The sequence below is a fragment of the Cyclobacterium sp. SOCE241 genome, assembly GCF_056867545.1.
Map to the genome: position 1 here is coordinate 6082621 of NZ_CP149779.1, position 25594 is coordinate 6108214.

Here is a 25594-nt window from a genome sequence, read left to right on the forward strand (position 1 = left end):
GAAACTTGCGATAAAGGGTTAAAATATCTTAAATATACCGCAATACAGGCACTTGCTGAAACGCTAAACTTTGGCTTGATACAAAAGCTGGTTATCTTCATGACAAAATGAAATTCTAGGAAGGGCATATATTTAGTCACCGAAGTGCTTTCTTTGAAAGCATACGAAAGAAGGGCGAGCAGTTTTTCGAGAAAAGTAAGTTTAGCAAGAGCAAATCCCGCCATAAAACATGAAAATATTTTATTAACGGAGGATTAGCTATAAATTGCATAAAAATCAAAAATCAGGAATGAATATTTCTAAGGAAAAAGTTTTACAGGCCCTATCTACAGTGGAAGATCCCGATCTAAAAAAAGATTTGGTGACACTCGGTATGATTCAGGATTTGGAAATTATTAGTGACCAAAAAATTTCTTTTAAGGTGGTGTTGACCACTCCTGCTTGTCCTTTAAAGGAGTTGATCAGGATGAATTGTGAAGAGGCCTTAAAAAAAGCACTTGGTGAGGATGTGGAGGCAGATATCTTGATGACCTCAAATGTAACGACAGTCAGAAATGATGCGCCCTTATTACCAAATGTGAAAAATATTATCGCCATAGCCTCAGGTAAAGGCGGGGTAGGGAAGAGCACTTGTTCCTCAAATTTGGCTGTTGCCTTGGCTAAATCAGGCGCTAAAGTAGGCTTGATAGATGCAGATATATTTGGCCCCTCTGTACCAACAATGTTTAATGTGGAAGGTGAGCAACCGGCCATCAAACAAGAGAATGGTAAGAATATAATAATTCCCATAGAGCAGTATGGAGTGAAATTGATGTCCATAGGTTTTTTGACTCCTGCAGAAAATGCAGTTGTCTGGAGAGGTCCCATGGCCAGCTCTGCTTTGAAGCAGTTTATTGGAGATGTAGATTGGGGAGAATTGGATTACCTGCTAATTGACCTGCCTCCGGGTACTTCAGATATTCACCTTACCATGGTTCAAACCCTTCCGGTTACCGGAGCTGTGATCGTGACCACCCCACAAAAAGTGGCACTGGCAGATGCTACCAAAGCATTGACAATGTTTAAGCAAGCTCAGATCAATGTGCCTATATTGGGAGTTGTAGAAAATATGGCTTACTTTACACCTGCAGAATTGCCTGACAATAAGTACTATATCTTTGGACAAGGGGGTGGACGCAAACTTTCTGAGAAATATGACGTTACCTATTTGGGGGAAATTCCATTGGTTCAAGGCATCAGAGAAAGTGGAGACAGTGGTTATCCGGCGGTGTTGAAAGAAGGAGTAATGGCAGAAGCTTTCAGCAACTTCGCGGAAGGTGTAGCAAGACAAGTAGCCATCAGAAATGCTGCTGCAAGTAAAACAGAAGTAGTACAGGTTAAAGTTTAAAAACAATGTTGGATCAATACAAAGATCAAATCGAAAAGGCGCTGGATACGATCAGGCCCTATTTAGAAGCAGATGGTGGAAATGTGAAGATCGTAGACCTTTCCGAAGATATGGTACTTCAACTGGAACTTACAGGGGCTTGTAGTTCTTGTCCTATGTCTACCATGACGCTAAAGGCCGGTGTGGAAGAAGCGATAAAAAAGGCAATCCCTGAAATCATTAGGGTTGAAGCTGTAAATATTGAAGTAGCCTGACTTATTATTTAAAATATGATTAAATATTCTAATGCACTGATATTTTGTTTAGTATCAGTGCAATTCTTTTTATAGGGGCAGGGAATTTTGCCTTAGGTCAAAATGAGGCAAGTACCGACAGTGAAGGAAGGACATTGGAACAATGTGCCACCGTTTTTTTTGAAGAAAAGCAAGCACAGTCTCTGGGATACTTTGGATCCAAGGCCTATTTTGAAGGATGGGTAGAGGCCAAAGGAGAGCAATTAAGGTTGGAAAGCGAAGGGAACCGTACACTTGCTGATGAAATTAGACAGTTGCCTGTGGTCATTCACGTTATCCATCATGGAGAGGCAATTGGAGAGGGAGCAAATATCTCTGATGCACAAATCTTAGATCAGATAAGAATTCTCAATGAGGATTTTAAAATGCAAAATGCTGATTTCACTACCAATACTCCCACTGAGTTTTTAGATGTGGCCTCAAGTGCCGGGATTGAATTTGTTTTAGCCAAACAAGATCCCCAAGGCATGCCTTCCAATGGAATCAATAGGGTGGAAGGACCAAAAGATACCTATGGATTAAATGATGCTGCTTTGGTAGGTCAGCTTGCTTCTTGGGCACCTGAGGAATACCTTAATATTTGGGTAATGCCACTTACCCCACCCACCATTGGATTTGCCAGTTTTCCTATTTCCAATGAATTGGAAGGCTTAAGTAACCCTACGGTTACCCGCGAGACTGATGGTGTAGCCATCGATTACAATTATTTCGGAAGCATCGGCAATGTTTCTCAAAATTCAAGAGGGAGAACAGCGACTCACGAAATGGGACATTTTTTAGGACTTAGGCATATTTGGGGTGATGGAGGTTGTGAGGTTGACGATTATGTGACCGATACCCCACTGCAAAGCCAATCCAACAATACCTGCGTTGCCACTCCTAGGTTTACCTGTGATTCCAGAGATATGGTGGAAAACTTTATGGATTATACACCGGACCGATGCATGAGCCTTTTTACCGAAGGTCAGGTGGAACGAATGGATGTGATTTTGACCTATAGCCCTAGGAGGGCGTCCTTGCTCAGCAGCAGGGCCTTGTCCGACCCTCAGATTTATAGTTATGATCTTGAATTAACTGAAATTGTTTCACCCTCAAACTATCGCTGTAGCAATACCATAGTACCCGTTATTGAAGTAGTAAATGCAGGACAAGAAACGGTAACTTCGGTCAGGGCAAGTATTCAAGTTAATGGGACTGACCAAGAAACGAAAGATTTTGAAGTTAATATTGAACTTGGAGAAGCTGCACTCCTCGAGTTTAGTGAGATTTTCTTAAGTGGCAGTACCAACACATTTGGGGCAGAGATAGTGCTGGTAAATGGTGCTGAAGATGAGGACCAGTCAAATAATTTTCAAAGCATTACTATCAATTTGCCTGCTACGGCAGCTTTGCCCTATTCCTATCCCGGACACAATGTTAATTCAGGTTGGGAATACATCAATGAAGACCAATCCTATACCTGGACACCAATTGATCTTCAAGTGGATGGAAGTGCTACGGAAGTTTTTCTACTCAATGGCTTTGATTACAATGGTCAGGGTGAATTGGACTACTTGGTAAGTCCTGTTTTTGATCTTTCTGATTTGCAAAATCCGCAGTTGTCATTTGACCTGGCCTATTCACCTTTTTCAAATAGTGCTTATAGCGAGTCCTTAATAGTTGCGGTTTCCACTGATTGTGGCAATACCTTTAACCTATTGACGGCCCCATATCATAAGTCAGGGAGTACGCTGGGTACGGTGGATGTTTCCTCCAATGAATTTGTTCCAAATGCTGAGGAACAGTTTAGGAAAGAATTGGTCAATCTCAGTTCGTTTGCCGGAGAAAGTGATGTGCGCATAGCTTTTGTTTCAATCAATGGGTACGGAAATAATATTTTTATTAAAAACATCAATATTACCACTGATGAAGACCTAAAATACCTAATGGGGATTAATGCTGTAGAGGAGCCATTACCGGTAGTGAATGGGGAACAAGTAGCAGATAAATTGACCCTGACCAATAATGGAAATTTACCTGTCACGAGTTTTTATTTAAACAAAGGTTCGGGTGAATCAACCTTGATAGAAGATGTCAGCATTGCACCAGGATCCTCCATTTCCGTGGAGTTAGACAATTCATTTGATCCCGGTTTAAATCAAGTTACCTATGAAGTTTCAATGCCTAATTTTGATCAAAATGATGATTCAGGGGACCAATTGACAAGGTATTTTATTCAGGATGAAGCTAGTATTTTGGCCCCATGGAGGCAAAATTTTGATTCCGGTCAACTTGATGATTGGCTTAGCATTAATCCCGAAAATAATTTGACTTCCTGGCAGGTGGCATCATTATCTTCAGAAAATCAAGCTGTATTGTCCGAAATGGAAACCGACAATAGCTATTGGTTGGTTTCACCCGAATTCTCCTTGGATGGGACAAGTAGGGCGGGATTAATTTTTGATTATGGAGGAAATGGCTTTTCCGCCGATGGTTTATCCGGTTTTTCAATTTTGGTGAGCATAGATGGAGGTCAAACGGGGCAAACTGTGTGGGAGGTGACAGGTGAAGCGCTTAATAAACAAATGGTGTCCAATGGATCTGATGACGAAAGCCAACACAGTTTTGTCAATTTGAATGACTTTGCCGGGGAAGAAAAAGTACGGATATATTTTAAAGTACAAAACGAAAATGATACAGATGGGGTATTGCAGCTGGACAATATTTCTTTGTATTTGTCTGATAATCCTGACCCGGTTGTACCTGAAATAAACCAGACCTTGATTTATCCTAACCCTGCTCAGGATGTATTCAACATTACGTTCAATTTGCAGGATTACGAAGAGGTAACCATTCAATTCTTCAGTACATCAGGACAAAAAGCATACGATGTTACTTTTTCCAATACTTTAAATCAAACGTATACCTTTGGGAAGGAGCATTTAAGTAGCGGTTTATTTATTGTAAAGATCATAGGTGAGGATTTCCTACTAACCAAAAGATTGGTTATTCAATGATAGGATGAAATTGGGAGGGCAGTTCTTTCAGAAAAATATCAGCTGTAATTTACAAGATTTAAATTATAGCATTAATTTGCATAAGTATTCGAATGAAAAAAGGTTACATCCTTAAAAGTTGGATCAAATCTTGCATAGGACAAATTATGAGTGATTTTAAAGTAGGTATTAAAAAAATAGGTATTCACCTGTTAATTATATTGGCCATTACCTTTGGGTTATTGTTTACCTTTTTCCAAATTTATTTACCGAGTTATACCCATCATGGGGAATCGGTTACAGTTCCGGATTTAGAGGGCTTTCACTATGATGAAGTTCAAGAATATTTAGCAGGCAGAAACCTGTTAATGGAAGTTACTTTAGACAGTGGTTTTGAAGCTGAAGCCAAGCCCTTGGTAGTTTTAAAACAAAACCCTAAACCCGGAGCTAAAGTAAAGCAGGAACGTAAAATATATGTTACCCTGAATGCAAAAAATGCACCTTTAATCAAGATGCCTAACTTGGTCAATACTCCGCTAAAAAATGCGCAAGAAATAATATCCAACTTTGGTTTGGTAAGGGGAGATATAGTTTATGTGCCGGATATTGGCCACAATGCGGTGTTGAAACAAAAATACAGAGGCAGAGAAATAAAGGAAGGTTTAGAGATACCCAAAGGTTCTAAGATAGATTTGGTGGTGGGTGATGGGTTGGGCAATCAGGTATTGACCATGCCAAATATAATAGGAATGGATGATCTCGAAGCCGAATTTTTAATTTTAGGCTCCGGGCTTACCATGGGAGAAATCAATTACGTGGAAACAGATACTGTTCCAAAAGGTACCGTAATAAAGCAACTTCCACCTTCCGGACTAAGTATGAGAACAGGGGAGCGTGTGGATGTATGGGTTTCTAAACTTGCCCAAGAAATAGACTTTTAAATGAAGAAATATAAGGGATCAGGTCTGATTGCTGTGCTATTGTTGGGGCTTTTGATAAGTTTTGACAGTCTGGCACAATTTCGCCAATTACCGATTCCTTCCCATTCGATTTCTAAAGAACCAGCATCAACTTATAATTTAAAAACGGCAGAAGATGCGCTTCAGCTCCCATTTTGGGATGATTTCTCTTCCGGCGAATGTTCTGAGTTATTGTGGGAAGCCAAGGGAGTAAATGCTTCCTTTACCACCGGAATTTCAGCCCCTTCTTTAGGGGTTGTGGTGTTTGATGGGGTGGATGAAACCGGGCAACCCTATTCTTCTACCAGGTTAGAAGAAGGGGAGGGAGATCAATTGCTCTCCAAACCAATTGATTTGACCGCTGCAGAGGATACGTACCTTAGTTTTAATTGGCAGGCAGGTGGCAAGGCCGAACGCCCTGATGATTCAGATGCGCTTGAATTGTATTTTTTAGATTCAGAAGGCTCTTGGGAAATGGTCTGGAGCCAAAGCGGAGAGGCAGATTTGTCAACCGATGAATTTGTTCAAGTGGTATTGCCTGTGGAGAATAAATATCTGTATGGTGCCTTCCAATTTAAATTTCAGCAATCCGGAAGAATTTCAGGTCCCTTTGACTCGTGGATTTTGGATTATATTTACCTGAACAAGGATAGGAGTATTATCGACAGGTTTCCTGAAGACAGGGCGATCACCCAAATACCAGGGAGTCCATTTGCACCTTATTTTGCTATCCCTTATTTTGAAATTAACGAGGACAAAATCACAGGACCGATAAGCAACGAATTCAACAATCTCGCCAATAGGTTTAGGGCCATGGAATATACCGTAAGCCTAAAAAATCTGGCTACGGGTGAGCTATTGGATGCGCCCAATTCCAACAGTCCATTTAACCCGGTGCCTCAGGCCCTTGAGCGAAGAGCATTTAGTAGTGGTAATTTAGATGTCAAAGCATTGGTGGAGGCAATCGATGAGCCCATGGATGTAGAAGTGTCGATGTATCTGATGGCAGGGGATACGCTTTTGGAGACAGAAGGAGGGGATGGATATTCTTCGAATGTGGATTTTCGGGTGAATGATACGAGTAAAATTGTTATCCCTTTTCGCGATTTTTATGCTTATGACAACGGGATGGCTGATTATGCTGCGGGGATTAATCAACGAGGGGGTATTTTGGCCCTGTCTTTTGAGTTAACCAACCCTTCTTACCTAGCAGGAGTGAGCATTCAGTTTGTTGACCCTGCTCAAAGAAACAATGCCATAGAATTGATGGTATGGGACACCATTAGCAGGGAACCATTGTATCAAAAAGAGGTCTTAATTCCTGCCGATGCAGGTTTGGGCACGTATGCTTATTTTGCATTGGACTCCAATATACTCGTTGAAGATCATTTCTTTGTAGGTTTCACTCAGTTTTCAAATGACTACCTTCCTGTAGGCTTGGATAAAAGCGGAGATTCCGGGGACCGGATTTTTACAATGTGGTGGGAGCCTGGCAGCAGAATGAAGTTGTCAGAGGAAACTTAATGATGCGGGCTCATTTGAGTTTAGACCCCGTGGTGGAAGAAACGGAATTGCCGGATGATGATTTAGTTATTTACCCAAACCCCGTAACAGAGAGATTGTATGTGGTAGGTGAAGTCACTGATGTCAAAGTTTTTGATTTTCAGGGAAGGTTGATAAATATACCACAGGAAGAGGATAAAGCAGGTAAAATGCTTAATTTTACAGAAAGTCAAAAAGGACTGTACCTGATCAAATTGGTGAAAAATGGCCAGTCCTTAACTCAAAGAATTATTGTTCAATAAGTACCGATGAAAGACATAGAAGTAGAAGAATTAAAGGAAAGATTAGACAAAGAGGAACAGTTTGTTTTTTTAGATGTCAGAGAAGTTTATGAATATGAAGAGGACAACTTGGGGGCTAAAAATATACCTCTAGCCCAACTTCCAAATAAGCTGTCTGAAATAGAAATGCACAAGGACGATGAAATCATTGTTCATTGTCGTTCCGGTGCCAGAAGTGGAAATGCCAAGCAGTTTTTAGAGAGCAAAGGCTTCACAAAAGTCCGTAATGTTATCGGAGGTATTTTGGCTTATAGAGAACTGGAAGAAGAGTAATTGTTTTCTTTATTTATTGTTCAAAAACGAATGGTTCGGGGGTAAAGCATAAGATGAAAATAACGATGGCTAACCAACCCAGAATGATTCGTTTTTGATTTAATTTTCTTCCATCGATCACCTCCGGGTGTTTGATACCTAAAATCCGGCCTACCAGAAAGGCAAAGAAAAGCCAACCGGAATAGCCTTGAATATCCGGCCAAATACTCACCAAGCTGTATTGAATGGCTGCAATCATTAACGCCATTATCCATTTGTTGGTATTGGATAAGTCTGATTTTCGGTAGCAGATGTAAAGAAAACCTACATACAGAGGTAAGGCCAATGCCAAGTAATTGATGTCCTCAAAGGGACTTATTATCCCAAGTCCTGCGTAAAATAAAAATGCGGTATAGACCACTAGGGAGATAATCTTGTGTTTTTTGGGAAACAGCCCAAATACCACATGTCCTCCATCCAATTGGCCAATGGGTAAAAGGTTAATGGCTGTAAAAAACAAGGCCAAATACCCCGCAAAAAGGTATGGATAATGTATGATTTCAGACATGGCGGGCATTCGCTCCGGATCTGCCAAGGTATGTTCCATTGCCCAAAATAATAGGTTGTACCCCAATTCAAAATCCATTACCTCTTCGTCTTCTGCCAGCACGTAATCCGGATCTGCATATTCGGGATGCACCTCATAGATATAATCCGCTTCAGGCAAATTTGTGAAGCCATAAAACAAAACGCCTAATGCCACCACAAAGCCTGCGATAGGGCCTGCAACACCTATGTCGAAGAATTTTTTTCTACTGCTTATTAATCCCTTCATTTGGATAACGGCCCCAAAGGTTCCTATGGAAGGAGAACCCAAGAAGCCCAGCCAGGCAGGAATGAAAAAAGGCAAGGAAGATTTTACTTTATGGTAAATGGAAGTAAACAAATGCCCCAACTCATGAATCAATAGAATTCCTATAAAAGGAAGGGAAAACTGTAGAGAAAGGACAAAATATTCCCAGGTAAGGGGTTGCTCGGAGGAGAGTATGCTTCTTCCATATAGCCATTCACCCCCTGCTAGGGTAGTTGCAACAATTGTTAATAGGAAAAGGGTACCGTGTTTTAAATATTCTTTGGTACTATACATTTTGGAAAAAGTTGATTAATGCTTTTGGGTGGTCAATATGATGTGTTTGTAAGCCAACTTTATTCGCGCCCAAAAGGTTCTCTTTGAGGTCATCAAAAAACAAACATTTTTCCGGAGCTGCACCAATGCCTTTGACCACCTCTTTGTAGATGGCTTCATCAGGTTTACGCAAACCCATTTCTTGACTTAAGAACATATGGTCAAAAAGTTGAGGCCAGGTGCCTTCTGGTAATTTTCTTTTGAAAGTTTCTTCCACCACCTTAAAATGGATGCTGTTGGTATTGCTCAGCATGTACAAAGGGTATTTTTTCTTCAGTTCGATTAGCAACTCCAATCTTTCTTGAGGAATACCTACTAGGATACTGTTCCAAACCTCATCAATCCATGCATCTTCCCAGTCTGAAGAAAAGAAATCCCTCACCCCATTTCTAAAAGTATTTTCGTCAGATTTCCCGGTTTCTAAGTCAAAGTGAATAGGGGAGACCATAAATTCTTTAATTAAATGATGTTGGTTTTCCGGAAGGCGACTATTTATTTTTTCAAAAGTCCGTTGGTAATCAATGTCATAGATAACATTACCTAAATCAAAAATCAAAAATTCAATTTCTTGCCAATTTTTCATTACAAATTATGTTGTGATTTTAAAATCAAATATGTAACATTGCATTCCCAAAAGCAAGGTAAAAGCTTCAAAAGACTTTTAAACTTCAAATGGGAGCCAAGTTGAATTTGAAAAAATAGTTGGACTTGGAAGATTACTTTCTTTTATTTGTGGTCAAATAGAAGAGGGGATAAAATCTTAAAAATAGTGGGGCCTATAACTCAGCTGGTTAGAGTATCTGACTCATAATCAGAAAGTCCCTGGTTCGAGCCCAGGTGGGCCCACCAATTAGCCGAGAGCAATCTCGGCTTTTTTTATGTCTAAATTTTTCTCTATCCGGCACCGGTGGCTGAGCCTGTCGAAGCCATAGGTGTCACAGACCAAATCCAACGGTCAAGGTGTAATATATGAAAACCCTTTATCGCTTTAAATTTCGGTTAAAGCGGGACAAATAGGATATTGCTTTAATAAATGGGCTAAAGCCCATTCCTATTGAGAAGGTTATTTAATTTGAAAATCTGATGGAAAAGGAAATGTATTTATTGATTCCAATACTCAATAGCCCCCAGCTTTAGCTGGGGGTTTTGGAAATTTTCTCATTTCCTTGGCTTTAGCCAAAACATTGACGAATAACTGTTCGCAAAACCTGTGGAAGTTGACCTTTTTAGCATTTTAAGTGCAAGTTATTCTTCCCTAAACTTAGACAAGAAAGACGTTTTCTATATTTCAGGCTTTAACACAATGTTTTGTCTGATAAACAATAAATTACTTAACCAAACTAAACGCATCAATCACATTTTCACTGGAATCCTTGGCGGTGTAGGTAAGACTGTTGCCGTCGATATCCAAAACCTGATAAAATGGTCCTTGCTCATACCTAATCTCCGCATAGGGTTCTTCATCCATGCCCCTATGAGGGCTAGGAATACCTATGGAAATCAGGTAAATGGTACCATCTTGGGACTTAGGGACTACTTGGCCATCTTTCATGGGCTTGGAGCGCATATAATAATGAATATGTCCCGAAAACACCATGTCAACATGATACTTATCAAACAGAGGAATCCATTCTTTTTGGATATTAGGATATGGCTCCTCCCAATTGTAAGGAGGGAAGTGAAACATGGCAAATTTCCATGTGGCTTTGGATGCACTCAATTGCTGCTCTATCCATTGGGTTTGCAATTCGTCCTTAGAGGTGGCATCAATCATCAAATACAAGGCATTTTTATAGGTGAAGGCATAGGTGTGCTCAGTAGGGAGGTCTTTAGGTCCATTGGTTGGGTAACTGAAAAGTTGCCTGTACATCTCTGCACCCAAGCCCATACGGTTGTCATGGTTTCCGATCACATTCATAAAAGGTCTCTGAGAAATGACATCTTTGGAGTATTCAAAGAGTTCATCCCATTGGTCTCTATGGAGACCATCACTTACCAAATCACCGGCAATGGCATGAAATGCTGCCTCTGGATGTTTTTGAAAAGCCTGATTCGCCAGCTTTCCCCATACGGGCGAAAAGTGTGTGTCTCCATACCAGATGAATGAAAAACTATCGTCTTTGGATTGGGTGGTAAAGGTTTGTGTTGCCGGCCAGCTGTTTTGAGTACTTATTTTATATTCATAAGTAGTTCCTGCTTCCAAGTTTTCTAGTTGAGCAGTAAAACGATTGACATAACGATCATTGGCTAGCCTTAGGTCTTCCATTTCATACTTTTCAGCCTTTTGGGTGTGGACAACATCAGTTCCTTTTATTCGGTAGCTTACTTTGCTTGAATCAATAGCGCTTGCTGTTCTCCATTGGATGTCCATGGTGGAGGAAGGATCTGCACTCCATGTAAGCATGATTTGATCTGCTTTTTCTGTAGCTGGAAACTTAGTGGTTCTAAATGCTTTGACCAACTGTGATTCGGTTCCTCTACCACGTACGGTTGTGAGCATTTGCTGTCCTTTTAAGGCCTCAGGTACCTCCGAAAGCACTAACTCGTCCCAATCATGGTACACAAATGCCCCATTATCTAAGGTGCCAATAAAGTTGGTTTCAGGATAAATATTGCTGATAGTCAATGCATCTCCTGGATTTTTAGGAGCTACACTTACAAAATAATGGTAGCTGTAATTCACCAAACCGTTTATGCCCAGCCCAACTTCTCCTTTATCAAATTCCTTTTGCCAAACTTCATAAGTTGTCATCTCGTTTTGCATATGCATTCCAGTTTTCTCAAAACCCCGGTCTTTAAGCCAAAAAGGAATGTTTATTTGCTTTTTACTACGCATTACAGATACAACAACAGGAACATTTACATTAAATGTCCAATGCCCACTTGCCAAGATTTCAATTTCTTCCGCTGTAAACATGGCAAAAGCATCCTCGTAAGTAAGGGCATTAAGTTCTGCAACTGTTTTTGTTTGGTAAAGTTCTGAAATCTTTTTGCTGATAAGGGCTTTGGATGTACTGGGCTGTTGTTTTTTGGATTCAGAACAAGCAAAGACAATCAAGAGTAAAGCAAAAATGGAGACTGTATTTTTGTAAAGGTTGATTTTCATATTTCATTGATTAGATCGTGGTGAAAAAGCTAGTTAAAGATTGGTGGTTTTTTTTATCTACACTTGCTCTCTAATGGAAGACTGAAAACCAGATGATTTGGGCCATTATTCTATGTTAAAAATATGTTATCGGAAGTATGGTACTCTTAATGTAAGGGTTGGAGTAATATTAAAAATTGCCCATTTATACCCATCGATTGAAAGAGCATTGACAATAGCAGTGATTGTGCCTAATTTTAAGAATATTTTCAACCCATTATCCCTAGGGGATTTTGACTTTCTCATAAATGGATTAATGACATGAACTCCCTTGTAAACCTTTACCCAATTTGCCTTTCAAGGGCTATTAATCTACCCGTTTAGAGTAATTTGAGGCGAATACTCTTTATTTAAAATTTATGTTTCTAACTAAATGTCAATTATTTTCACTCCTTCCTTAGATACAATTTAATCTGAAGAAAGATTAATTGTTTTTTGGACTGTCATTTATTACCTTAAATTTTCAAACGGATGACCAAGATTATTTATGCTTTACTTTCTCTTTGCCTTTCAGTTTATGAGTTCGCCTTTTTAGGAGTTGGATAGGAAGTATTTTTTTGAAGGTTTTACAAAGGGATTAGAAATCGGTGGTGGTGATTTGGGAAACATGGGCTATAAAATTTTCTTCACCTTTTGAATTACTGAAACAACATGTAGCACTTGCTTTGTGGTGCTTGTCTTGTAATTTTATTATTTGAAAGTCACTGATTATAATATTTTATGCAAAAAGTAATAGTAGGAAAACAAGTGAAAGAGCTTGATGCTTTGTTTGTCAAAGAATCGGGAATTAGCTCCTATCAGTTGATGGAAAGGGCCGCCAATGAATTTTGTCATTGGTTTGAATCCAAGTATAAGAAAGCCTACACGGTTAATATTTATTGTGGAACAGGTAATAACGGGGGAGATGGCCTTGCCATTGCAAGAATATTGTCAGGAATGGGTTATGAGGTGAAAGTTGCTATAATTGGCAATCAGGAAAAAGGATCTGTTGATTTCATTAAAAACCTGAAAGTTTTACCGAAAAAAGTAATAGAAAGTAATTGGCGTCAATTGGAGCCCAGGGATCTATGCATAGATGCTATTTTTGGTGTCGGAATAAACCGTCCTTTGGAAGGGGAGTACTTGGATTTGGTGCAAATGTTAAATAATAATGAGGCTGTGAAAATCAGTGTAGACATGCCGTCCGGACTTCCTTCAGAGACTCCGGCAGACGGGGAAGTGTTTCATGCAGATTATACCATCAGCTTCCAATTTCCAAAATTGGCTTTGCTTTTCCCTGAGCATGCTGCTTATGTAGGAAAGTTAGTGGTGAGAAATATAGGAATGGAACCCAAACATTTTAAACCTTTTCCTTCAGAGTATTGGTTTTTTTCCGGAGAGAACATGCCTGCCTACCATCGGAAATTCCATGTCTTTAGTCATAAGGGAGATTTTGGACGCATTATTTTGGCAGGAGGAAGTTTTGGGAAAATGGGATCTATTTGTCTAAGTACAAAGGCTTCATTGCGAACAGGGGCGGGGCTTGTGTTTTGCAAAGTACCGGGGTGTGGGGTAAACATTGTCCAGTCCACCATACCTGAGGCCATGGTAATTCCCCCGTCCTCTGATATGGAAGTGGATGCTGACCTTGATCTTGCAGGGATAGACGCAATAGGCCTGGGCCCCGGATTGGGCAAAGGTAATCATGCGCATAAACTGGTACACCATGTTCTTGAAAACTATACAGGGCCTACAGTACTGGATGCTGATGCCATTAATATCCTTGGAGAAAAACGGGAGTGGATAGCTTTATTGCACCCAAATGTTGTGCTGACACCACATTTAAAAGAGTTTGAAAGGTTAACGGGTAAAACCTGTGACAATCACCTTCAGCGAATCAAACTGGCCAAAGATTTTTGCATGAATAATCATTGCAGTTTGGTTTTAAAGGGAGCATTTAGTCTGCTTACTTTTCCGGATGGAACTCAGGTATTTAATAATTCCGGAACAGTTTTTATGGCTACAGGTGGTTCCGGAGATGTGCTCACAGGAATACTCACCTCCTTATTAGGCCAGGGGTATTCAATGAAAAATGCAGCCATTTGTGGTGTTTTTCATCATGGACATGCCGGAGAACTTGCCGGAGAAAAATATGGAAGGGGCACTTTGCCTACAGATATCATCAACAGTATTCCACAAAGCTTATTAGCTTTCGGAATAGAATAAGGTATCGCCAACTTATTTCGGAAGCAATCGAAAAGATTTTCTATGGTGGGGGCAAGGGCCTAATGTTTGTAGGCCCAACCGGTGTGCTTTGGTTGGATAACCCACATTTTTCTCCCAACCGTATCCCGGATATTCAAGGGCTAGCTTGGTCATCAATTCATCTCTGTGGGTTTTTGCCAAAATAGAAGCGGCGGCTATACTGGCATATTTGGCATCCCCTTTTACGATACATTGGTAGGGGATATCGTAGACAGGGTTAAACCTGTTGCCATCAATCAATAAAAACTCAGGCTTGACATTTAAGGTATCAATCGCCCTGTTCATGGCCAAGAAAGAGGCATTCAAGATATTGATTTCATCAATTTCCTCAACGGTGGCACTAGCGATGGCCCAAGCCAAAGCATTCTCCTTGATTTCATTGGTAAGCCTTTCCCTGTTGCCCTTGGTTAATTTTTTAGAATCATTGATCCACTCATTGGCATAGTCTTCCGGAAGAATAACCGCCGCGGCAGTTACAGGGCCACATAGGCACCCTCTTCCCACTTCATCGCAGCCGGCTTCTAATCTGTTAGGAACTAAATTCGGTAGCAGCATTAGGGTAAAATTCCTGTTCTTTATGGTATTTGTGAATCAACTCGGCAACCAAGCCTGTCCAGCCGGTTTGGTGGGATGCTCCCAGACCACGCCCATTGTCTCCATGAAAATACTCATAGAATAGAATCAAATCCTGAAAATGCGGGTCTTTTTGCATTTTCTCATTATCTGCATAGATTGGCCGATTCCCATCTTTGTCTTTCATGAAGATGTTGATCAACCTAAGCGACAATTCTTTCGCGATCAAATCCAGGGTGATGTATTTCCCAGACCCCGTAGGGTATTCAATGGAGAATGTTCCACCGTAATAGTAGTCAAACTTTTTCAATGACTCAATGATCAGGTAATTGATTGGGAACCAAATGGGGCCCCGCCAATTGCTGTTTCCTCCAAACATAGAGGTCTCCGATTCTCCCGGAGCATACCTGATGGAAAACTTATTGCCATTGATTTGCACAGAATAGGGGTGTTCCAGATGATTCTTGGACAAGGAGCGAATGCCATATTCTGATAAAAACTCTTTCTCATCAAGCATTTTATTAAGGATACTCTTCATTCGATGTCCCCTCAACAATGAAAAGAGTCGCCTTTTGTCACGCCCGGGGTGAATCCAGTTGGATACCAATGCGGCCAGTTTTGGTCTTTCCTTGAAGAAAAAATTCAAGCGTTTTTAAATTCCGGAAGATCATCAAACAATTCTTCCCGAATAGGTTCTACGGCAAACATTGGTATAATGCCTACGATGGATTTTACCTTCATGAGCTTAGGTTCTTCTCCGGAAAGGTGTAGGACATCATAGAAGAAGTTGTCTTCATCATCCCAAAGGCTAATATTTTCCTTAGAAATATTACTCATGGCACCTGCTATATTCAGGAAGTGCTCAAGAAATTTAATGGCTGTATGTTGGTAAACTTTGTTAAATTCACATAGATCTAAGGAGATCCTAAGCATGTTAAGGCTAAACATGGCCATCCAAGAAGTGGCATCTGCTTGTTCAAGTTTACCAAAAAACTTGTCTACATGGCTTCTATCGAAAACACTGATATTGTCAAGCCCCAAAAATCCACCTTCAAATATATTCTTACCTTCTTCGTCTTTTTGATTGACCCACCAAGTAAAGTTAAGAAGAAGTTTATGGAAGGCTCTTTCTAGAAATTCCTGATCTCCTACTTTGTTTTCGTTGTTTTTTCTATCGATTTGATAAACTCTTTGCACAGCCCACGCATGAACGGGAGGGTTAACATCGTTAAAATTCCATTCATATGCAGGCATTTGCCCATTGGGATGCATGTACCAATCATTCAGCAAGACAAGCAACTGATCTTTGGCAAAGTCCGGATCTAAACGGGCAAGAGGAATGGTATGGAATGCTAGGTCCCATGCCGCGTACCAGGGATATTCCCATTTGTCGGGCATAGAAATAATGTCGTAATTCTGTAAGTGACGCCAATTGCTATTTCTTCCGGATCTTCTTTCTAACGGAGGTTGATACCTGCCGGGGTCGCCTTCCAGCCATCGTTCTACATTGTAATAATAAAATTGTTTGGTCCAAAGCATACCGGCATAGGCCTGCCTCTGGATCATTTTCATTTCATCGTCTTTTACCCTTTCTTGGATATTTTCATAGAAATTATTGGTGTCTTCTATGCGGCTTTGAAGGATGCTTTCTGCATTTTCAATGGGGTTTTCAGTTTGCAATTTTTGCATCCTGAAAAGTACTTCGGATTTTCCTCCGGCAGGAATGGTCAACTTATATATGGCTGCTGACTTGGTGCCGGTGTTTTTGGGATTCAGGTGAGCAGTATCTCCATGAAGTACATAGTCATTTATGGCATCTTTAAGGTATTTTTTTGATTGCCAATATGGTATAATCTTTCACGGTTGGTTTCATTGTCACAAAACTTAAGCTCAGGCTCTCCTTGAAAAATAAAACTGTAATTTCCGGACTTAGGAGAAAAGGCTTTGATTTTGTTTTTACCATTTTTTCTGAATGTAGGCATAAATGGCTCATCCCCTGTAAACCATGTTTTTCTGAACCAAATGGTAGGCATAACCCAAATAGAGGCTTCTTCTGAGCCTCGATTATGAATGGTGGCTTTACAGACTATGTCCTCTATGTCTTCCTTCGCATATTCCAAGTAAATATCAAAATATGCGTTGTTATCAAATATTCCGGTATCTAATATCTCGAACTCCCTATCCGTTTTTCCTCGTCTAAGATTTTCATCCAATATTTGCTGGTAGGGGAATTTGCTCTGTGGGTATTTGTAGAGCATTTTCATATAACTATGCGTAGGAGATGAGTCTAGGTAATAATACAATTCTTTAACATCCTCACCGTGATTTCCTTGATTTCCTGTTAGTCCAAACAGTCTTTCCTTGATCATTTCATCATGACCATTCCAGAATGCCCAAGAAATACATAGTTTTTGTTTATTGTCACTGATGCCGCCAATACCTTCTTCTCCCCATCGATATGCTTTACTTCTAGCATCATCGTGTGTTACATTTTCCCAGGCAGATCCATCAGGACTATAATCTTCTCGAACGGTACCCCATTGCCTTTCCGTAAGGTAAGGGCCCCATTTTTTCCAGTGCCGGATTTTTCCCGGTCTTCCTTCAATCGCTTTAGCTCTATATTCATGGGTAGGTCTCGCCAAATTAATAAAGAGCGAATTTAAGCTATTTAGATTTCTTTATGCTAAAATTTGATGTCTCAATTTTATTTTTTTATTTTAATTTAAAAAATTTAGAGATCGAAACATTAATATTTAATTATATAAGCGTAAATGGGACTTTGCAAATTTGATTTGAATTAATTCGTTTAGACGAACGAATAAAATTTGGATTTAAACTGAAGATTTTCATTCTCCACTAAGAGGATCTAGGTGGGAATTGTGGCGAAGATCAGATTTAAACCTTGAGTTTTCTTTTGCCGGAGAGTTCCGCCACCATTTCCATGATATGGGTCTCCAAAGTGTTTTGCCAACATTTGAAGGTGCTTTTTCTTTCGAGGCTGTCTGCCGGCCTTCGCATATATTCCTCCAAAACGGAAAGGTCAAAGGTGTCGGAGGCCATACCTGCTCCGGCCATTTCTGCATCAAGGGCATTGCAGCGTTGTTCATACTGCCCTTTTACCGGTACCATAAGAATTGGTTTCCCTAAAAACATGGCCTCTCCTATGGATTCAAAACCGGCGGTCGTAAGAAAACCTTTGCAGGTAGCCATTTTTTCCAAGAATAGTTGTTCATTAATCAGGTGGAAAGTAAGGTTTGGCAATACTTGGTATGGGTTCGGAAACGCTGCATTGTCCCAAAAAGCTTCAATTTGTGCTGTAGGGTTCTTCTTGGCAGAATCTATGATTTCTTGCGCATAGCCCGGGTTAACAACGTATGCCAGATAAAAATCATCTTGCTTGACAGTAGATTTTTTTATGCTTTCTTTGATAAGTGGAGGCCAAACCTTTAGCCCCTGTCCTAAGGTAGTAGGGCAGGGTTGCCAAAGGGACAAAGCAATCTTCATTTGGGCACCATAACAGGTGACAAGGGTATTTAACTTAAATAAAAAACTATTGAATTTGCCCTGTTTGGCAAAAATAAAATCCGGGTGGAAAGTAAGGTATTGGTGGCCTATTGCAATGAATTTTGCCTTTGGTTTATAAAGGAAGTTGTACAAACCACCTAAAATGTCGTAAAAATTAATGATCCCATCCGGCTGATGGGATTGTACTTTGAGGTCTATCTGTTTTAGTGTTCGGATAAAATGTGCAGCCTTTTTTAAGTTTTGAAAAATTGTGGCACTTAGTCGAATGGATTTATTTTCTTTATCGGTAACAAAGTTGGGACTAGGGAAACTATAAATCGGGCAATTAAAAGTATTTAAAAAGTAAGTCGGTATTTTTCTTCTTTTACTAGTTCCTAAAATCACGGCTTCTATACTGTGGCCCTGTTTTTCTAATATCCCCTTCAGCACTTGGGCTTGTGTCATATGCCCTCTTCCTTCACCTTGAACGATAAATAAAAATTTCATTTCTGTAGTCAATAAAAATTCTTGGCTTGATTTAAGGTAATGTCCTTCATCTTTACCACTTTGTTTTTATCGGTTTGGCTAAAATCCAATTCATTGTAGTAAATAAGTTGCCAGTTTCCTTTGTGATCTTCAGCAAGAGCACTTAGGGATTCCACCCAGTCTCCCGAGTTATAGTAGTCAATGCCATCGATATTTCTTATTTCTGCTTTATGGATGTGGCCACAGATAATTCCGTCACAATTTTTAGATTTGGCAATCTTACACAGCTCTTTTTCAAAGTCATCAATATACGTAACAGCTGATTTTACTTTAGATTTGACGTATTGGGAAAGTGAAAAATAAGGCAAACCTTTTTTGCGACGGTAAAGATTAACTTGAGTATTGAGCCACAATAAAAATGTATACCCTATATCGCCCAAATAAGCTATCCAGCGAAGGTTTGTGGTGATGTTGTCAAAAACATCCCCATGGGTGATAAAATACCTTCTGCCATTGCTTTCGTAAATCATGTCTTTCAGAATTGAAAGTCGACCGATTTCAAGGGGAAGGACCTGGTCTAAAAAATCGTCATGATTTCCGCGAAGATAAAAGACTTTGGTTTTATTAGAATCTATCATTTTCAAGATTCTATTAAATACCCTGGTATGTTTTCTTTTCCAGCTACCTGACTTTTTTAGTTGCCATCCATCAATAATGTCTCCATTTAGGATCAAGTTTTCACATTCATGCTGCTTTAAAAACCTGACCACTTCTTTGGCTTTGGATCCTTTTGTTCCAAGGTGGATGTCAGAAAGAATAATCGTTTTAAAATTTGTCTCCAAAATGATTTTATTTTGGAAGCAATTTAAACATGCCAAATAAACTGGTAATGAAGCCCTTATTATTTAAATGCTAATTTGGAGGGGATATCCTGAGTTTATGTGAAGAAATTGTTAAAAAGGTATTTGTGCCAAATAGAAATGCAGTGATTGTACTAATAGGGAAAATTATGCGTTGAATATTAATTTGAAAACAGTTCCTTTACCTACTTTCGACTTTACTTGAAGGTTGCCTTTGTGTCGACGCATGATTTGTTTAGAAAGGCTTAGACCAATGCCCGAACCTTTTTGTTTGGTAGTGAAAAAAGGGATAAAGATTTTATTCAATGCCTCTTCTTCGATTCCTTTCCCGGAATCTTCCAATTCAATGATGATCTTGCCATTGTCATCTATAAAGGCCCGCAAGGTGATTTTTTTAATAGCCGTTTCTTCTACTGCATGGATGGCATTCTGAACCAGGTTTATCAATACCTGTTCTATTAAAGAACAATCAGCAAATAAAAGCAGGTCACTTGGATGAATTTCTTTGATGAACTGGATCGATTTTTCTTCATTTTGGTTCTGAAATAAGATGTCTAGCCTGTCAAAAAGCTCTTTTAATTTTATGGCTGTGAATTTTGGCAATGGCACATGAGCCAAGCTTCTAAAATCACTTACAAAATTGATCAAGCCTTCACTTCTTTTTTCTATCGTGGATATGCCCATTTGATAATCTTGTAGATCATCCTGCTCTACTTGTCCTTTATTTTTAATCTTGTCTTTTAAATCAGTACTGATGGTAGCTGCCAAAGAGGAGATGGGAGCAATGGAATTCATTATTTCATGGGTAAGTACCCGGATAAGATTTTGCCAGGCCTCCATTTCTTTTTCTTCAAGCTCACTTTGAATATTTTGTAAAGAAACCAATTTAAACTTTGTATCCCTCAATACCAATTCTATGGCATATACCGACAATTGCATGATTCCATCAGGATGGGCAATTTTTATAAGTTCACTTCCTCCTGTCCTGAGTTGGTCTATGGCTTGATACAATTCTTTATTGATACCTGATATCTCCCGTATATGGTTGAGTTTATCAATATTCAGCATCCGTTTTGCAGCGGTATTGAGGATCTGTACGCTTCCATCTGCTTCAAAGGTGATTAATCCTATACTGAGGTGCTGAAATACGGTTCTAAAATAGTGAAAGTTGGCTTCTTTTTCCAGTTGATCTTCCTTTAGCTTTGCCAATATGGCATTGAATTCGATGTGAAGATCATCCGTCTCAGTGCCATCAAATTTAACAGGATATACTGTAGAATAATTGTTTTGCTTAATATTGTCCAGAAACTGCCTGACCTTTTTGAAACTGCTTTCAGCATAGCGGATAAGCAGTATCAATTGGACAAATGTTAGAATGATAAATAAAGAGATGGCAAATACTCCTGCATCATTGCTGATAATATATGCTAGGAAAAAAGGCTCAGTGCAAGCACAAAAACCCTTCCCAGTAAACCGATTTTATAATCCATATTTTTCTAACCTTCTATAAAGGGAAGCCCTGGTCAACCCCAATTCTTTCGCTGCTTTAGAAATATTTCCGCTGTTTTTATCGATTGCTTTTTGAATCATATTTTTTTCCACCTCATCGAGGTTTAAGGTGTTCGTATTTATTTTTTCGTTAGCAGGTTTTGCTGAAAGGAAAAAGAAATCTCGGCTGTCTAGTTCTTCTCCTTCGGCCATGATGATGGCTCTTTCTATGGCATGTTGAAGTTCTCGGATATTCCCTGGCCAACTGTACCTTTGCAGCAATTGATGAGCGCTATGTTTCAAACCTTTAAATTCTTTTCTGTATTTGCTGGCATAAATTTTAAGAAAATGTTCTGCCAATATAGGGATATCATCCTGCCTATCTCTGAGCGGAGGTAAAAATATTTCCACTGTATTGATTCTATACAAAAGGTCTTGGCGGAAAGTACTTTCCATAATCATATTGTGAATGGGCATATTGGTAGCACATATCAATCGAATATCTATTGGTAATGATTTGTTGCTCCCAATTCTCGTTACTTCCCTTTTTTGAAGGGCTGTTAGAAGCTTGGATTGCAATGGCATGCTAAGATTACCAATTTCGTCCAAAAATAAGGTGCCATTGTCTGCCAGCTCAAATCTCCCTGCCCGGTCTTCTTTGGCATCCGTGTAAGCCCCCTTTTTATGTCCAAATAATTCACTTTCAAACAAGCTCTCTGTTATGGCCCCCATGTCTACACCTACAAAAATTTCGTCATTACGTTCAGACTGGTCATGAATGGCTCGTGCAATAAGTTCTTTTCCTGTTCCATTTTCTCCCAGAATCAAAACATTAGCATCCGTTTTCGCCACTTTTTCAATAATAGAGAAAACATTTTTCATGGAAGCACTGCGGCCGATAATTTCTGAAAAGGCTTTTTTAAGTCCGCCTGTAACTGCTTTTGACGGCTTGAAAGCTTGTCAACTTGGTTGTAACTTTCTTTTAGTTTTATGGCGGCAGATAAGGTGGCAAGCAATTTCTCATTTTGCCAAGGCTTAAGGATGAAATCTGTAGCTCCTTCTTTAAGGGCCTGTACAGCCATTTCCACATCTCCAAAGGCAGTTATAAGAATAACCACAGCCTTTGGGTCAATTTCCTTTATTTTTTTGAGCCAATGAAATCCTTCCTTTCCGGAAGTCGTATCTTCTGTAAAATTCATGTCCAGAAGGACTACATCAAAATTGTTATTGTTTATCAAAAATGGGATCCTTCTTGGGTCTTTTTCTATGGTTACTTCTTTGGCATGTTTTTTCAATAACATTTTAGCCGCAAAGAGCAGGTCTTCATTGTCATCTACTATTAAAATTTTGCCTAAATTTTTCTCCTCCATTGTTTTTGATTTTTAACTGCTGAAATTATGCCAAGCTTTTATACCCCAAAATAACAAAATTTGTGCATATAGGCCGGAAAAATTGTTCGAAAGTGAACAATTTCTTTTCGAATTTGAACACAATTACATTCGGGAGTTGTAATTTTTTAATAGCCTGATATTTCTGTTACCTTTGTGCATCAAACAAAAAAACATAAATTATGTCTGTAGCAACTAAAGGAAATACCGTAAAGGTACACTACACAGGAAAACTTAAAGACGGAACAATATTCGATTCTTCTAAAGACCGAGAGCCTCTCGAGTTCGTTGTAGGAGATGGTAAAATGATAAAGGGATTTGACGTGGCTGTAGAAGGCATGAAGGTAGGAGACGACAAAAGCGTAACCATTCCAACTGACGAAGCTTATGGTCAGAAAAGGGAAGACATGATGTTAGACGTGCCGATAGATCAAGTGCCTGCAGAAATTAAGCCTGAGGTTGGTATGGACTTATCCATCCAAAACCAACAAGGACAGCCCACTCCGGTTAAAGTGGTACACGTAGATGAAACTAAAATCACTCTTGATGCCAACCATCCTCTTGCAGGTGAAGATTTGGTATTTGATATCCAACTTGTTGAAGTAATTTAATTTTAAATTACCCAATGCAACGATAAAAAAAGGACTTGTAAATCAAGTCCTTTTTTTATTCTTTTAATTTGCTTTGTTTATCAATGGTGCCATGGGGGTTGGCATAAATGCTTTTGGTTTTGTTGTATTTGGCATTGCCAACTTCCACAACAAAGATTTTGCTGTTGAGATGGGTAAAATCATAATTTTTCTGAAGGCCCTCATCAGGCATTAGTTGGTCTTGCAAAATTAGATTACCTAAAATGTCAAAAATTTTAACCTCAGTTGACTGTGTATTGGGTTCGTCTAGGATAAGCTTGAATTTTTTATTTCCCAATGATTGTAAATTAAAATTTACGGTAGGGGTGTTCAGGTCCTTAGGGAATGATATTTCCGTTTCAAAGGGCCTGCTAACGTTCTGAGCCTCTGCTGTAAACTTCCCCAATTGGAAAAGAGCTAAAAAAAGGAGTACAGGTATTGTTAATTTTAAGGTATATTTTTCTACATTCATTAATATGCAAATAGCAAAGATCGATCCGAATAATTTTAAAAATTCAACTTTAATTAATATAATTTAACAAAATTATAACTAATAAGCGAACAATTGGCTCTAAAGCAATAAATATTACTTTGTTTTATGTAAATGGTTGTATTGTGCTTTATTATAAATCTTTTGGACGTTTATAAACGGCCAAAACCTTTTCATTAGCTAATAAAATCTGTTGGGAAGAAAGGCCTAACTTTTCAAAATTGCTTTCCTTAGGGATGGCAATAGATTTTGATTCCTTTGTCAGGTAATTTATTTTAATCAATTGGCCTTCTTGAATCACATAAACAAAATCTCCTTCAATAACGGATCTGTTGTGTGTATCTAGCGGAATTTTTTCTATAAAATTGGCCTGATTGTCGAAAATATACAGCCCATCTTCAGCTATCTGTAGGAATAACAAATTATTTCTTTCCTTTAATAATACTACTTTTAGGTCATTTTGTTGGATAAGTGTGTTCAAGGCTTGGGCCTGCACAAGTTCATTCGTAGTGAGATTGTACTTATTTAAATTGAGATCTGATTCATCATATACCCAAAGGCTATTGTTATTGCCGGGGCAAGCCTGACTTACCCAACCTGAAGCGATGGCCTCATTAATGGATAAGCTGCTAATAGGGTTTAAAAATCTGTCCAAAAACTCAAATCGTTGCAAAGCCCCGCTAAAAAGAAATATGTTTACCGTATTATAAGCATCCAAATTTGTTACGGGAGCACTCAAGGATGTAGCCAATAGATTGACTGAACTTCCTGATGCATCGTATTGAAAAAGGTATCCTTGATTATTGGTAACAAAAATTTCTCCTCTATTATTGGTGGCCACTTTATCTATTCCTGAAAGGGAAACCTCCCACAGTTTGGTGAGCTTGGTGTCTTGTCCGCAAACATTGTTTGCCATACATAGTAAAAATAGAGAAGCAGAAAATGCATTAATTAGCCTTAATTGCATAGCCATTGTATTGCTTAAGTTGAAAGCCTTTCCCATCAAATTCCCCATAGTAACATTGATTTACCCACTCTCCTAAATTATAATAAACAGAAGTGTCGTTGATAGGTAAGTTTAATGGCAGATGCCTGTGGCCAAATATATAGTAATCGAAATGTATTTTACTTTCTATATCCCTGCTGTATTGAAAGAGCCATTCTTGTTCTTTCCCTTTAAATTCATCTTCCTTTTTTAACTCATTGGATAGCCTACTATTTTTGGACCAAGCTTGAGCTATTGCGATTCCAATATCGGGGTGTAACCATTTGAACATCCATTTGCACAAATTGCTTGTAAAGAACTTTTTGAGCAACTTGTATTTTCTATCTCCCGGTCCCAATCCATCACCATGTCCTACTAGGAAACGTTTATGATTGATTTCAATCTCTTGAGGGTGGTGAAAAATGGGTATTCCCAATTCATCGGAAAAGTAATCCTTCATCCATAAATCATGATTTCCGGTGAAAAAAAACATAGGAATCCCCTTACTTCTCATCATGGTTAGCTTGGCGAAAAATCTGAAAAAACCTTTGGGTATAACTTTTTCGTATTCAAACCAAAAATCGAAAATATCCCCTACAAAAAACACGGCGGCAGCATCTGCTTCAATTTCGCCTAGCCACTTAACAATTTTATCTTCTCTTTTCCTACTGCTTATATCATCTGGTGTTCCTAAGTGAAAATCTGAAACAAAATAGACCTTTTGGGATTGCTGTAATGTGATTTTCATGGTATTGTTTCTATTCGTAGCAATTTGAGATGATGGCATGCCTTTAAAACGATCTGTTTTGTTTACAAAATTACTGTTTATTTACAAAAATAGCTTATAGGATATCAATATATCAAAAAAGGAGGGTTTCCCCTCCTTTAAATGATTGTAACAATATA

General features: G+C 39.0%; 18 protein-coding genes, 1 tRNA gene and 3 pseudogenes. 10 read left to right on the top strand and 12 right to left on the bottom strand.

Annotation, left to right across the window (positions count from 1 at the left end; translation table 11 throughout):
- The first annotated feature begins 289 nt into the window (after window positions 1-289).
- From WG932_RS30825 to WG932_RS30855, 7 genes are all read left to right on the top strand, one after another.
- The gene (locus tag WG932_RS30825; RefSeq protein WP_014021471.1) at window positions 290-1387 is read left to right on the top strand and encodes an Mrp/NBP35 family ATP-binding protein; all 1098 of its coding nucleotides are present in this window, start codon (window positions 290-292) and stop codon (window positions 1385-1387) included.
- A 5-nt stretch (window positions 1388-1392) separates the two neighbouring features.
- A complete protein-coding gene (locus WG932_RS30830; RefSeq protein WP_014021472.1) occupies window positions 1393-1641 on the top strand; it encodes a NifU family protein in 249 nt (82 codons plus the stop codon).
- Window positions 1642-1685: 44 nt separating this feature from the next.
- Window positions 1686-4676: a M43 family zinc metalloprotease gene (locus WG932_RS30835; protein ID WP_483086452.1), complete on the top strand. Its 2991-nt coding sequence runs from the start codon at window positions 1686-1688 to the stop codon at window positions 4674-4676.
- Window positions 4677-4822: 146 nt separating this feature from the next.
- Entirely contained in the window at window positions 4823-5596 is a 774-nt protein-coding gene (locus WG932_RS30840; RefSeq protein WP_014021474.1) for a PASTA domain-containing protein, read from the top strand.
- The gene (locus WG932_RS30845; RefSeq protein WP_483086453.1) at window positions 5597-7138 is read left to right on the top strand and encodes a T9SS type A sorting domain-containing protein; all 1542 of its coding nucleotides are present in this window, start codon (window positions 5597-5599) and stop codon (window positions 7136-7138) included.
- Window positions 7138-7419, top strand: coding sequence for a T9SS type A sorting domain-containing protein (locus WG932_RS30850; protein WP_483086454.1), 282 nt, complete (start codon window positions 7138-7140; stop codon window positions 7417-7419). Before WG932_RS30845 ends, WG932_RS30850 begins: the two co-directional genes overlap by 1 nt.
- A gap of 6 nt (window positions 7420-7425) precedes the next feature.
- Complete coding sequence (locus WG932_RS30855) at window positions 7426-7731, top strand: rhodanese-like domain-containing protein (protein WP_014021476.1); 306 nt, start codon at window positions 7426-7428, stop codon at window positions 7729-7731.
- 13 nt (window positions 7732-7744) lie between these two features.
- Here the strand turns inward: WG932_RS30855 and WG932_RS30860 are convergent, their stop codons facing one another.
- Window positions 7745-8857 carry a site-2 protease family protein gene (locus WG932_RS30860; RefSeq protein ID WP_149394007.1) on the bottom strand — a complete coding sequence of 371 codons (1113 nt, stop codon included), beginning with the start codon at window positions 8855-8857 and terminating at the stop codon, window positions 7745-7747.
- Entirely contained in the window at window positions 8850-9479 is a 630-nt protein-coding gene (locus tag WG932_RS30865; protein WP_483086455.1) for an HAD family hydrolase, read from the bottom strand. Before WG932_RS30865 ends, WG932_RS30860 begins: the two co-directional genes overlap by 8 nt.
- A 189-nt stretch (window positions 9480-9668) precedes the next feature.
- On the opposite strand from WG932_RS30865, the gene WG932_RS30870 reads away from it, so the two are divergent.
- Window positions 9669-9745, top strand: a tRNA-Ile gene (locus WG932_RS30870).
- Window positions 9746-10223: 478 nt separating this feature from the next.
- On the opposite strand, the gene WG932_RS30875 is transcribed toward WG932_RS30870, so the two are convergent.
- Complete coding sequence (locus tag WG932_RS30875; protein ID WP_483086456.1) at window positions 10224-12002, bottom strand: purple acid phosphatase family protein; 1779 nt, start codon at window positions 12000-12002, stop codon at window positions 10224-10226.
- A gap of 759 nt (window positions 12003-12761) precedes the next feature.
- Between WG932_RS30875 and WG932_RS30880 the strand changes: the two genes are divergently transcribed.
- The gene (locus tag WG932_RS30880) at window positions 12762-14246 is read left to right on the top strand and encodes an NAD(P)H-hydrate dehydratase (protein ID WP_339680838.1); all 1485 of its coding nucleotides are present in this window, start codon (window positions 12762-12764) and stop codon (window positions 14244-14246) included.
- A gap of 12 nt (window positions 14247-14258) precedes the next feature.
- On the opposite strand, the gene WG932_RS30885 is transcribed toward WG932_RS30880, so the two are convergent.
- The 6 genes and pseudogenes from WG932_RS30885 to WG932_RS30910 all read right to left on the bottom strand — a co-directional run bounded on the left by WG932_RS30885 (window position 14259) and on the right by WG932_RS30910 (window position 22566).
- Complete coding sequence (locus WG932_RS30885; protein WP_014021481.1) at window positions 14259-14840, bottom strand: ribonuclease HII; 582 nt, start codon at window positions 14838-14840, stop codon at window positions 14259-14261.
- Window positions 14815-17484: pseudogene (locus tag WG932_RS30890) on the bottom strand (MGH1-like glycoside hydrolase domain-containing protein). The gene WG932_RS30885 and the pseudogene WG932_RS30890 overlap by 26 nt, the downstream one beginning before the upstream one ends.
- Window positions 17485-17753: 269 nt before the next feature.
- The gene (locus tag WG932_RS30895; protein ID WP_483086457.1) at window positions 17754-18869 is read right to left on the bottom strand and encodes a glycosyltransferase family protein; all 1116 of its coding nucleotides are present in this window, start codon (window positions 18867-18869) and stop codon (window positions 17754-17756) included.
- Window positions 18870-18877: 8 nt separating this feature from the next.
- Complete coding sequence (locus WG932_RS30900) at window positions 18878-19690, bottom strand: UDP-2,3-diacylglucosamine diphosphatase (RefSeq protein WP_014021484.1); 813 nt, start codon at window positions 19688-19690, stop codon at window positions 18878-18880.
- Between the two features lie 165 nt (window positions 19691-19855).
- Window positions 19856-21198, bottom strand: a pseudogene (locus tag WG932_RS30905) (sensor histidine kinase).
- Window positions 21188-22566, bottom strand: a pseudogene (locus WG932_RS30910) (sigma-54-dependent transcriptional regulator). The pseudogenes WG932_RS30905 and WG932_RS30910 overlap by 11 nt, the downstream one beginning before the upstream one ends.
- 200 nt (window positions 22567-22766) lie before the next feature.
- On the opposite strand from WG932_RS30910, the gene WG932_RS30915 reads away from it, so the two are divergent.
- Window positions 22767-23195, top strand: coding sequence for an FKBP-type peptidyl-prolyl cis-trans isomerase (locus WG932_RS30915; protein ID WP_014021487.1), 429 nt, complete (start codon window positions 22767-22769; stop codon window positions 23193-23195).
- A gap of 55 nt (window positions 23196-23250) precedes the next feature.
- On the opposite strand, the gene WG932_RS30920 is transcribed toward WG932_RS30915, so the two are convergent.
- From WG932_RS30920 to WG932_RS30930, 3 genes are all read right to left on the bottom strand, one after another.
- A complete protein-coding gene (locus WG932_RS30920) occupies window positions 23251-23685 on the bottom strand; it encodes a T9SS type A sorting domain-containing protein (RefSeq protein ID WP_149394011.1) in 435 nt (144 codons plus the stop codon).
- Between the two features lie 151 nt (window positions 23686-23836).
- Window positions 23837-24619, bottom strand: a complete 783-nt coding sequence (locus WG932_RS30925; protein ID WP_483086458.1) for a hypothetical protein — start codon at window positions 24617-24619, stop codon at window positions 23837-23839.
- A 31-nt stretch (window positions 24620-24650) separates the two neighbouring features.
- The gene (locus WG932_RS30930) at window positions 24651-25475 is read right to left on the bottom strand and encodes a UDP-2,3-diacylglucosamine diphosphatase (RefSeq protein WP_014021490.1); all 825 of its coding nucleotides are present in this window, start codon (window positions 25473-25475) and stop codon (window positions 24651-24653) included.
- Window positions 25476-25594 lie beyond the last annotated feature (119 nt).